The 12,022-nt window shown below is 35.7% G+C and carries 6 protein-coding genes and 4 rRNA genes; all 10 read left to right on the forward strand.

Features of this window, described 5'->3' with window-relative positions; translation table 11 throughout:
• Window positions 1–58 precede the first annotated feature (58 nt).
• The 10 genes from rrf (TVTCOM_RS00830) (at window position 59) to rsmI (ending at window position 12,015) form a co-directional block, all read left to right on the forward strand.
• A 5S ribosomal RNA gene (gene rrf / locus TVTCOM_RS00830) occupies window positions 59–175 on the forward strand.
• Between the two features lie 1,289 nt (window positions 176–1,464).
• Window positions 1,465–2,968 (forward strand): 16S ribosomal RNA (locus TVTCOM_RS00835).
• A 175-nt stretch (window positions 2,969–3,143) separates the two neighbouring features.
• Window positions 3,144–6,044: ribosomal RNA gene (locus TVTCOM_RS00840) — 23S ribosomal RNA — on the forward strand.
• Window positions 6,045–6,115: 71 nt separating this feature from the next.
• Window positions 6,116–6,232, forward strand: a 5S ribosomal RNA gene (gene rrf / locus TVTCOM_RS00845).
• The 16S, 23S and 5S rRNA genes sit together here, the layout of an rRNA operon.
• Window positions 6,233–6,336: 104 nt before the next feature.
• A complete protein-coding gene (locus TVTCOM_RS00850) occupies window positions 6,337–7,752 on the forward strand; it encodes an aminotransferase class I/II-fold pyridoxal phosphate-dependent enzyme (RefSeq protein WP_434797970.1) in 1,416 nt (471 codons plus the stop codon).
• A 36-nt stretch (window positions 7,753–7,788) separates the two neighbouring features.
• Window positions 7,789–8,379, forward strand: coding sequence for a guanylate kinase (locus TVTCOM_RS00855; RefSeq protein ID WP_434797971.1), 591 nt, complete (start codon window positions 7,789–7,791; stop codon window positions 8,377–8,379).
• A gap of 179 nt (window positions 8,380–8,558) precedes the next feature.
• Entirely contained in the window at window positions 8,559–9,494 is a 936-nt protein-coding gene (locus TVTCOM_RS00860; RefSeq protein WP_434797972.1) for an ATP-binding protein, read from the forward strand.
• Window positions 9,491–10,378: a PSP1 domain-containing protein gene (locus TVTCOM_RS00865; RefSeq protein WP_434797973.1), complete on the forward strand. Its 888-nt coding sequence runs from the start codon at window positions 9,491–9,493 to the stop codon at window positions 10,376–10,378. Before TVTCOM_RS00860 ends, TVTCOM_RS00865 begins: the two co-directional genes overlap by 4 nt.
• A gap of 51 nt (window positions 10,379–10,429) precedes the next feature.
• Entirely contained in the window at window positions 10,430–11,179 is a 750-nt protein-coding gene (locus TVTCOM_RS00870; protein ID WP_434797974.1) for a tRNA1(Val) (adenine(37)-N6)-methyltransferase, read from the forward strand.
• A 2-nt stretch (window positions 11,180–11,181) separates the two neighbouring features.
• Window positions 11,182–12,015, forward strand: a complete 834-nt coding sequence (gene rsmI, locus TVTCOM_RS00875) for a 16S rRNA (cytidine(1402)-2'-O)-methyltransferase (RefSeq protein ID WP_434797975.1) — start codon at window positions 11,182–11,184, stop codon at window positions 12,013–12,015.
• Window positions 12,016–12,022 lie beyond the last annotated feature (7 nt).

The raw sequence follows: 12,022 nt of genomic DNA on the forward strand, positions 1-12,022 counted from the left end.
TTAAATGTTAGCAGTTTTGAAAGTATTAACAAAAGTTAATACTTTAATATAAAGATTATGTGGTTATTATAGCAAAGAGGATACACCTGTTCCCATTCCGAACACAGAAGTTAAGCTCTTGAGCGGCGATGGTACTTGGGGGGCGACCTCCTGGGAGAGTAGCACGTAGCCACGTAATCTTTTTTATTATTAAAGATATTTTAGGCATACCTATTGGGTATGCTTTTTTTGTATGAACTTTAGTTTGTTTAGTATATGGGAAATATAAATTTTTATGACGTGCGTTACACTGTTTATAGCATATTTATCTGATAGAATGATTAGTGAATGAAGTAAACTGAAATATATATAATATATCTGAACATGGTAAGCATTACTATTTATTAAAAGATAATAAATGTATATTTGATATATTTTAGAATGTTTTGAACTATATATTAGAATAAATGAGGCTGATAAAAAATGATTAGCAATAGATTGGACAAAAACAAGATCGAGCTACATTAGAAAGAGTCATTTGAGTTTATAAAAAAGACTGAAAAATTAATGAATATATGAAAATTAAAGACATTAAATAAATCTGGATTATAGATCCAAGTATTAAAATTATAAAATGAAATTTGTGATAATGTTAAAACTACGACTAATAATAAATATAGTCCTATTATTTCTTGTAATGTTGTTAATGACATAAATGAATTAAGTAAATTATCTAACAGGTATTAAGGAATATAAAAAGTTGTTAAAAAGTGAAAATTTGGTGTAGTTATGTATAGTATTTAAAAAATAAAAAATGTTTTGATAGGGAAATAAAAAGCTATATAAAAAGCGAATACAGTAAATTTAAAATACAAATCTAAAATACTTGTACCTTTCTCCCATTTGGAGTATATTGTGAAAAATATTAATTTATTTATAAGTAGTTGAAATAAGGGGGTAAGTAATTATAATTAAATAATTATTAAAAAACTAAGCATAATTATTATTACTTTGAGTATATTAATAAATGTGAATAAAATATTTAATAACAAATATTTATTGTTTTAAAAAAAAAGTTATTCACATTATTAACTGATAATTGTTAATAAAAATTAATAATTCACAATATAGACCTATTTTAAACTGTTTATAATGTGGATAAAATGTAATAAGGTATGTTGATAAGTTTTTTATAAAATTATAGTATAAAAAAAGTTTAAAAAAACTATTGACCAATATAATTTACGATGATATAGTATTACTTGTCCTTGAGACAGGGACAAAACGTCAACAAAAAACTTTTGAAAAAAAGTTGTTGACAAAGAAAAACAGCTTTGGTAGAATAAAGAAGCTGAAACAAGCAAAAGAACTTTGAAAATTAAACAGTAGGTTAACAATAAATTAATTCTTTAAGAATTAAACTGAAACAACAAACAAACCAAGCCAGATATTCAGATAATGATTAGCTGAGCAATTGGACAACTTTTATTTGAGAGTTTGATCCTGGCTCAGGATGAACGCTGGCGGCGTGCCTAACACATGCAAGTCGAGCGATTCTCTTCGGAGAAGAGCGGCGGACGGGTGAGTAACGCGTGGGTAACCTGCCTCATACACATGGATAACATACCGAAAGGTATGCTAATACAGGATAATATAAGAGATTCACATGGATTTCTTATCAAAGCTCCGGCGGTATGAGATGGACCCGCGTCTGATTAGCTAGTTGGTAAGGTAACGGCTTACCAAGGCGACGATCAGTAGCCGACCTGAGAGGGTGATCGGCCACATTGGAACTGAGACACGGTCCAAACTCCTACGGGAGGCAGCAGTGGGGAATATTGCACAATGGGCGAAAGCCTGATGCAGCAACGCCGCGTGAGTGATGAAGGCCTTCGGGTCGTAAAACTCTGTCCTCAAGGAAGATAATGACGGTACTTGAGGAGGAAGCCCCGGCTAACTACGTGCCAGCAGCCGCGGTAATACGTAGGGGGCTAGCGTTATCCGGATTTACTGGGCGTAAAGGGTGCGTAGGTGGTTTCTTAAGTCAGGAGTGAAAGGCTACGGCTCAACCGTAGTAAGCTCTTGAAACTGGGAAACTTGAGTGCAGGAGAGGAAAGTGGAATTCCTAGTGTAGCGGTGAAATGCGTAGATATTAGGAGGAACACCAGTAGCGAAGGCGGCTTTCTGGACTGTAACTGACACTGAGGCACGAAAGCGTGGGGAGCAAACAGGATTAGATACCCTGGTAGTCCACGCCGTAAACGATGAGTACTAGGTGTCGGGGGTTACCCCCCTCGGTGCCGCAGCTAACGCATTAAGTACTCCGCCTGGGGAGTACGCTCGCAAGAGTGAAACTCAAAGGAATTGACGGGGACCCGCACAAGTAGCGGAGCATGTGGTTTAATTCGAAGCAACGCGAAGAACCTTACCTAAGCTTGACATCCTTTTGACCGATGCCTAATCGCATTTTTCCCTTCGGGGACAGAAGTGACAGGTGGTGCATGGTTGTCGTCAGCTCGTGTCGTGAGATGTTGGGTTAAGTCCCGCAACGAGCGCAACCCTTGCCTTTAGTTGCCAGCATTAAGTTGGGCACTCTAGAGGGACTGCCAGGGATAACCTGGAGGAAGGTGGGGATGACGTCAAATCATCATGCCCCTTATGCTTAGGGCTACACACGTGCTACAATGGGTGGTACAGAGGGCAGCCAAGTCGTGAGGCCGAGCTAATCCCTTAAAGCCATTCTCAGTTCGGATTGTAGGCTGAAACTCGCCTACATGAAGCTGGAGTTACTAGTAATCGCAGATCAGAATGCTGCGGTGAATGCGTTCCCGGGTCTTGTACACACCGCCCGTCACACCACGGAAGTTGGGGGCGCCCGAAGCCACTTAGCTAACCCTTTGGGAAGCGAGTGTCGAAGGTGAAATCAATAACTGGGGTGAAGTCGTAACAAGGTAGCCGTATCGGAAGGTGCGGCTGGATCACCTCCTTTCTAGGGAGAATTAACCTACTGTTTAATTTTGAGGGTTCTTTATGAAAACTCAAAATTAGTACTTTGAAAACTGCATAACATTTAGTGATATGACATTATAAAAGAAGAAGATAAACTTCTTAAAAAATATATCATATAAAGAAGATAACTTTTAAAAATATCAACTTTGATAACTGGTCAAGTTATTAAGGGTGTAGGGCGAATGCCTTGGCACTAGGAGCCGATGAAGGACGCGATAAGCTGCGATAAGCTTGGGGGAGTTGCACGTAAACTTTGATCCCAAGATTTCCGAATGAGGAAACTCACTTAGAGTAATGTCTAAGTATCGTATAGTGAATACATAGCTATGCGAGGGGAACCCGGGGAACTGAAACATCTAAGTACCCGGAGGAAGAGAAAGAAATTCGATTCCGTAAGTAGCGGCGAGCGAACGCGGAACAGGCCAAACCAGTGAAGTTTTCTTCACTGGGGTTGCGGACATATCATAACAGAATCACTTATTCAAGACGAAGAGAGTTGGAAAGCTCCGCTATAAAGTGTAAAAGCCACGTAGTTTAAAGAATAAGACTCTAGATATGATCCAGAGTACCACGGGACACGTGAAACCCTGTGGGAAGCAGGAGGGACCATCCTCCAAGCCTAAATACTACCTAGTGACCGATAGCGTATAGTACCGTGAGGGAAAGGTGAAAAGAACCCCGGGAGGGGAGTGAAATAGAACCTGAAACCCTACACTTACAAGCTGTAGGAGCACATTACTTGTGTGACTGCGTACTTTTTGTAGAACGGGCCAACGAGTTACGTTACCTAGCAAGGTTAAGCACTTAAGGTGTGGAGCCGCAGCGAAAGCGAGTCTTAACTGGGCGTTTAGTTAGTTGACGTAGACCCGAAACCGGGCGACCTATCCATGGGCAGGTTGAAGCGAAAGTAAAATTTCGTGGAGGACCGAACCCACGAGCGTTGAAAAGCTCGGGGATGACCTGTGGATAGCGGTGAAATTCCAATCGAGCCCGGAGATAGCTGGTTCTCTCCGAAATAGCTTTAGGGCTAGCCTCAAGGTTTAGAGAAGCGGAGGTAGAGCACTGAATGTCCTAGGGGGTATTGCACTTACCGAAGACTATCAAACTCCGAATGCCGTATTCTTATACTTGGGAGTCAGACTGTGGGTGATAAGATTCATAGTCAAAAGGGCAACAGCCCAGATCGTCAGCTAAGGTCCCTAAATGTACGTTAAGTGGTAAAGGATGTGGGATTGCACAGACAACCAGGATGTTGGCTTAGAAGCAGCCACTCATTTAAAGAGTGCGTAATAGCTCACTGGTCGAGTGATCCTGCGCCGAAAATTTCCGGGGCTAAAACGTACTACCGAAGCTACGGCATCATTTATGATGGGTAGGAGAGCTTTCTATACGGATTGAAGCATTACCGTAAGGAGATGTGGACTGTATAGAAGTGAGAATGTTGGCATGAGTAGCGAGATGTGGGTGAGAATCCCACAGGCCGTAAACCCAAGGTTTCCAGGGGAAGGTTCGTCCGCCCTGGGTTAGTCAGGACCTAAGCCGAGGCCGAAAGGCGTAGGTGATGGACAACAGGTTGATATTCCTGTACCACCAATAACCGTTTGAGAAATGGGATGACACAGAAGGATAAGCTAACCGTACTGTTGGTTATGTACGGGCAAGTATTGAGGCAGTTCTAATAGGCAAATCCGTTAGAATAATGCTGGGGTACGATGCGGAGCGAAATTTAGTAGCGAAGTAGCTGATTTCACACTGTCGAGAAAAGTCTCTATCGAGGTTAAAGGTGCCTGTACCGCAAACCGACACAGGTGGGTGAGGAGAGTATCCTAAGGCCAGCCAGAGAACTGTTGTTAAGGAACTCGGCAAAATGACCCCGTAACTTAGGGAGAAGGGGTGCCATGGAAACATGGCCGCAGAGAATAGGCCCAAGCGACTGTTTACCAAAAACATAGGTTTCTGCTAAGTCGCAAGACGATGTATAGGAGCTGACGCCTGCCCGGTGCTGGAAGGTTAAGGGGATCTGTTAGGGTAACCGAAGCAGTGAACTTAAGCCCCAGTAAACGGCGGCCGTAACTATAACGGTCCTAAGGTAGCGAAATTCCTTGTCGGGTAAGTTCCGACCCGCACGAAAGGCGTAACGATTTGGGCACTGTCTCAACAACAGACTGGGTGAAATTGTAATACCGGTGAAGATGCCGGTTACCTGCGACAGGACGGAAAGACCCCATGGAGCTTTACTGTAGCTTGACATTGAGTCTCGGTGCTACATGTACAGGATAGGTGGGAGGCTATGAAGCATGGACGTCAGTCTGTGTGGAGCCATCCTTGGGATACCACCCTTGTAGTACTGGGATTCTAACCAGCTGCCTTGAATCAGGTAGTGGGACACTGTCAGGTGGACAGTTTGACTGGGGCGGTCGCCTCCTAAAAAGTAACGGAGGCGCTCAAAGGTTCTCTCAGTACGGTCGGAAATCGTACGAAGAGTGTAAAGGCAGAAGAGAGCTTGATTGCAAGACATACAGGTCGAGCAAGGACGAAAGTCGGACTTAGTGATCCGGTGGTACCGCATGGAAGGGCCATCGCTCAACGGATAAAAGCTACCCTGGGGATAACAGGCTGATCTCCCCCAAGAGTCCACATCGACGGGGAGGTTTGGCACCTCGATGTCGGCTCATCACATCCTGGGGCTGTAGTAGGTCCCAAGGGTTGGGCTGTTCGCCCATTAAAGTGGTACGCGAGCTGGGTTCAGAACGTCGTGAGACAGTTCGGTCCCTATCCGTCGCAGGCGTAGGAAATTTGAGGAGACCTGTCCTTAGTACGAGAGGACCGGGATGGACGTACCGCTGGTGTACCAGTTGTTCTGCCAAGGGCATAGCTGGGTAGCTAAGTACGGAAAGGATAAGCGCTGAAAGCATCTAAGCGCGAAGCCTACTTCAAGATAAGATTTCCCACCGTAAGGTTAAGACCCCATGAAGACTACATGGTTGATAGGTCAGAGGTGGAAGTGTGGTAACATATGTAGCTTACTGATACTAATAGGTCGAGGACTTGACCAATATAAGTTATATCTTAAATGTTTGCAGTTTTGAAAGTACTAACAAAAGTTAATACTTTAATATAAAGATTATGTGGTTATTATAGCAAAGAGGATACACCTGTTCCCATTCCGAACACAGAAGTTAAGCTCTTGAGCGGCGATGGTACTTGGGGGGCGACCTCCTGGGAGAGTAGCACGTAGCCACGTAATTTTTTTTATTGGAAAAATAGAAATAAGACCGAGGATTTTAAGCAACAATCATCGGTCTTATTTTTGTAGATAAATTTGTAAAGTATGCAAAAGGAGAAGTTATGGAAAATTATATTTTGAATAAATTAGAAGAATTAAGAGATGATAATTTGATATCTTTTCATGTACCAGGTCATAAGATGGGTAAAGTTTTTGAAAAATTAGGATATAAAAATATTTTAGAAAAAATATACACTTTAGATACAACTGAGATAGATGGAACTGATAATTTACATAATGCAAAAGAAATTATAAAAGAATCACAAAATAGAGCAGCAAGAGTTTTTAATAGTGATAAAACAATTTATTTGGTTAATGGAACTACTTGTGGTATAGAGGCATCAATTATGTCAGTTTGTAATCCAAAATCAAAGATAATTGTAAATCGAGATTGTCATCAATCAGTTATAAATGCATGCATATTAGGAGATATAGAGCCAGTATACATAGAGTCTAAGGTGTGCAAGAAGACAAATATAATAATGGGTGTAGATGGGGAAAATACAAAGTCAGTAATAGATAACAACTTGGATGCAAAAGCTATAGTTCTTACGTATCCTACTTATTATGGAAGAACATTTGATTTAAAAGCTATATGTGATTATGCCCATAGCAAAAACATAATTGTTATTGTTGATGAAGCACATGGAGCCCATTTGCAATTAAGTGATAATCTGCCTAAATCAGCTATAGAACAAGGAGCAGATATAATAATCCAAAGTACTCATAAGACCTTACCGTCATTTACTCAATCTTCTATGATGCATATAAAAGGAAACAGAGTTGATAAAAATAAAATAGGATCTATGTTGAGATTTTTAGAATCTTCAAGCCCTTCATACGTACTTTTAACTTCGCTAGAATTAGCAGTAGATATATATGATAAGTACGGAATAAAGTTAATGGAGGATTTACTTAGTAATATAGATAATTTAAAAAGTAAATTTGAAAATAATGAAAATATTATAATTGATAATAGTATGGATAAAACAAAGATTTTTATCTCTTTAAAGAAATTAGGTATTACGGGTTATGAGTTAGATAGTATCTTAAGAGAAAAATATAAAATTCAAGTTGAATTATCCAATTATTACGGAGCTTTATTAATATGTACTATTGGTAATGATGAAAAAGATTTTATTAGATTGGAAAAATCATTGGATGATTTACTTTTAAATATAAGCAATAAGAAGTTATTGGAGGATACAAATTATCCAGAAAATGTTCCTGAAAAAGTTCTAAATCCAAGACAAGCATTTTATAGTGATAAAATAAGTGTAAAGTTAGAAGATAGTGTTGGAAAAGTAAGCGGAGAATATATAATACCCTATCCACCAGGAATAAGTTTAATTTCACCTGGAGAAATAATTACACAAGAAATTATTACTTATATCCAGAAGGGGATTAAAAGTGGTATGATAATAAGTGGTATTAAAGATGTTAACTTGGAATATATAGATGTTATTGACATAAATTAAAACTATTTTTAGCTATTGAAAGAACAGGAGGAGAATATGGGCAAAATTTTTTGTTTAATGGGAAAAAGTAGTTCTGGTAAAGATACAATATTTAAAGAGATAAATGATGATAAAGACTTGGATTTAAAGCCGATTGTATCTTATACAACAAGACCTAAGCGTATAAATGAAACTAATGGTGTAGAATACTTCTTTATTAATACAGATGAACTAAATAAATTTGAAAAAGAAAATAAAGTAATAGAAAAAAGGGTGTATCACACAGTACATGGTGATTGGTTCTATGGAACTATAAATGATGGTCAGATAGATTTAAATAAAAACAATTATTTATTAATAACAACACTAGAAGCCTATAAGAGTTTAAGAGATTATTTCGGAGACGACAAGGTATGTCCGTTTTATATTGATATAGAAGATGGAATTAGGTTGGAAAGAGCCTTAGAAAGAGAAAGAAAACAGGATAAGCCTAATTATGATGAGCTGTGTAGAAGATTTATAGCAGATAATAAAGATTTTAGTGATGAAAATTTATCAAATTTAAGTATTAATAAATTTTATATAAATGAAAACTTAGAAAATTGTATTAATGATATAAAAAAAGATATCTTGAATTTAATACAATAATATAGAATAGGAAGAGATATAATAATATCTCTTTTTTTATTAGAAAAATTATAAATTAATTGTTTTTTATATAAATGACAAAAAGTGTTTAGAATAAATATAGAAATAAGTTAATTATTTGTTATAATATAAGATAATTACTATAAAAATAAAAAAATTACTCTGTGGAGAAAGTAGATATGTATTTTGAAAATATAAAAGGACAAGAGTTTGCTAAAAAATATATAAACAATTCTATAAAAAAGGGCAAAATAAATCATGCATATATGTTTGAAGGTATAGAAGGAATAGGAAAAGAAACTTTTGCTAATGAACTGGCAGAAATACTTCTTGAAACTCATCACCTTGAAAATGCCCCGGACTGTATAAGAGTAAAACCTGATGGTAATAGTATAAAGATAGCTCAAATAAGAAATTTACAATCAGACATTGTTATTAAGCCACATAAAAAATACAAAATCTATATAATTGATAAAGCTGAGAAAATGACTGTAGAGGCTCAAAATGCATTGTTAAAAACATTAGAAGAACCACCTGAATATGCTATAATTATTCTTGTTACTAATAATAAAGAAAGTTTGTTACCAACTATAAGATCCAGATGTGAAGTGATAAAATTTACACCAATTCCTTTTGTTGAAGTAAAAAACTATTTAATTAGTCAAGGAGTAGAAGAAAATAGAGCAAATCTTTTATCAGCATTTTCTAGAGGTAGTATGAAAAAAGCTTTAGAATTATCTAGTTCTAATGATTTTTATGAAATGAAAGAAAGTGTTCAAAATTATATAGAAACAATATTAAGTAAGAATATGGTTGAAATTCTTGATATACCTAGTCAAATGGAAAAATATAAGAGTGAAAGCATAACTGTACTTGATATGATGATAAATTATTTTAGAGATATAATGATTTGCAAAGAACATGTAGATAAAAATATGATAATAAATGCTGATAAAATAGTATTTATACAAAATATGAGCACTAAAATTACATATTCTCAGGTATCCAAAATTATTGATATAATAGAAGATACTAAAATAAAAATAAAAGGTAATTGTAACTTTAATGTAAGTATACAAGTGATGTCTTTAAATATATATGAGGTGATTAAATGATAAATATTGTAGGAGTAAGATTTAAAAATGCAGGGAAAATATACTACTTTGATCCTGTTGATTTTGCAATAGAAAAAGATATGGATGTTGTAGTTGAGACTGCAAGAGGATTAGAATACGGAACAGTTGTTGTTGGTAAGAAAGAAATAGATGAAGAAAGTTTAGTTTCACCATTAAAACCCATCATAAGAATTGCTACAGAAGAAGATACTAAGATATATAAAGAAAATAAGGAAAAAGCTAAAGAAACTTTTGAATTATGCTTACAAAAAATTAAAGAACATGAGCTTACAATGTATTTAATAGATTGTGAATATACTTTTGATAGAAATAAGCTAATTTTCTACTTCACGGCAGAAGGAAGAATAGATTTTAGAGAATTAGTTAAGGATTTAGCCGCAATATTTAAAACAAGAATAGAACTTAGACAAATTGGGGTTAGAGATGAAGCTAAATCAATAGGTGGGCTTGGACCTTGTGGAAGAAGCCTTTGTTGTTCTTCATGGCTTGGAGATTTCCAACCAGTATCAATTAAAATGGCGAAAGATCAAAGTTTATCATTAAATCCAACTAAAATATCAGGAATATGCGGAAGACTTTTCTGTTGCTTAAAATACGAGCACGATGTTTATGTGGAAGCTATAGAAAAAGTTCCACCAGTTGGATCTATAGTAAAAGTAGATGGTATTAAAGGTAAGGTTATAGAAACAAATCCTTTATTAGAACAAGCAAAAGTAGAATTTAATGATAAAACTATAAAAATATGCATGAAAGAAGAAATAAAAGTACTTCAAGCACCTAAGAAATGTGATGGTTGTGGAAAAGGAAAAGATTTAGATATTGATATGGCTACGTTAAAAGAGCTTAAAAAATTAGAGGACTAAAGTATAGGGGGATTATTTAATTCCCCTACTATTATTGTAAAGGAGAAATACATGGAGGTAAAAATAAAGGACACTGAAAGAATAGACGATTTACAACTAAAAGGATTAAAAGTAATACAAGATAAAAATGGATTTTGTTTCGGGATAGATGCGGTTCTTTTAGCTAATTTTGCTAAAGTAAAAAAGAAATCAAAAGTTGTAGATTTAGGAACAGGAACAGGAATAATACCTGTACTTATAGCTGGAAAAAGTGAAGCTGAAAAAATCGTTGGTGTAGAAATACAAGAAGAAGTATGGGAAATGGCAGGCAGAACAGTTAAACTAAATGACTTACAAGATAGAGTTGAAATAGTAAAAGGTGATATAAAAACTATAGACAAGCAATTAGATGTGCATGGATATCATGTGGCAACTTCTAACCCACCATACATGCACATGAATGGAATACAAAATCCAAATGATAAGAAAGCTATATCTAGACATGAGGTACTTTGTAATTTAGAAGATGTAATAAGAGCCGCGTCAAGACTTGTAATGCCTAGAGGGAAGTTCTTTATGATACACAGACCGATAAGACTTGTTGATATAGTAACTTTAGGAAGAAAATACAATTTAGAACCTAAGGTAATCCAATTTGTTCATCCAAGAGCAAATAAAGCACCTAATTTAGTTTTAGTTGAATTTACAAAGGATGGTAGACCAGAGCTAAAAATACTAGATCCTTTATATGTTTATGATGAAGATGGAAATTATACAAAAGAAATAGACGCAATATATGCAAATGAAAATATAGGAGAATAATAATGAGTGGGAAATTATATATATGTCCAACACCTATAGGAAATCTTGAAGATATAACATATAGAACTTTAAGAGTTTTAAATGAAGTTGATTTAATAGCAGCAGAAGATACAAGACACAGTGTAAAATTATTAAATCACTTTGAAATATCTAAGCCACTTACAAGTTATTTTGAGCACAACAAAGATTCAAAAGGAATATATTTAATAAATAAATTACTTGAAGGTGAAAATATAGCATTGATAAGTGATGCAGGAATGCCAGGAATTTCTGACCCAGGAGAGGATTTAATTAAGTTAGCAATAGAGCATAATATAGAAATAGATGTATTACCAGGAGCAACAGCATTTGTTGTTGCCTTAGTTGGATCTGGAATGAATACTCATAAATTTGCTTTTGAAGGTTTTTTAGATAGAGACAAAAAGATAAGAAGAAGTAGATTGGAAGAAGTAAAAGAAGAAGAAAGAACTATGATTTTCTATGAATCACCTCATAGATTGAAAGATACCTTAAAAGATATGCTTAAAATTTTAGGAAACAGGGAAATATCAGTAAATAGAGAGCTTACTAAAAAGTATCAAGAAGTAATAAGAGAAGATATTGAAACAGTTATAAATATATTTAATGAAAAAGATGTTAAAGGTGAATTTGTTTTAATTGTAGATGGATTTAAGGGTGAAAAAACTTTAGCTGATGATTATAGTAACTTAAGTGAAAGAGAATATGTAGAAGCCCTTTTAGATGATGGTATGAGTAAAAAAGATGCTATAAAAGTAGTTTGTAAAGAAAGAAAATTAAAAAAAGATGTTGTTTACAAGCAAGTACTAGACTTATAGAGAAAAG

The sequence above is a fragment of the Terrisporobacter vanillatitrophus genome (assembly GCF_051148895.1).
GTDB lineage: Bacteria > Bacillota > Clostridia > Peptostreptococcales > Peptostreptococcaceae > Terrisporobacter > Terrisporobacter vanillatitrophus.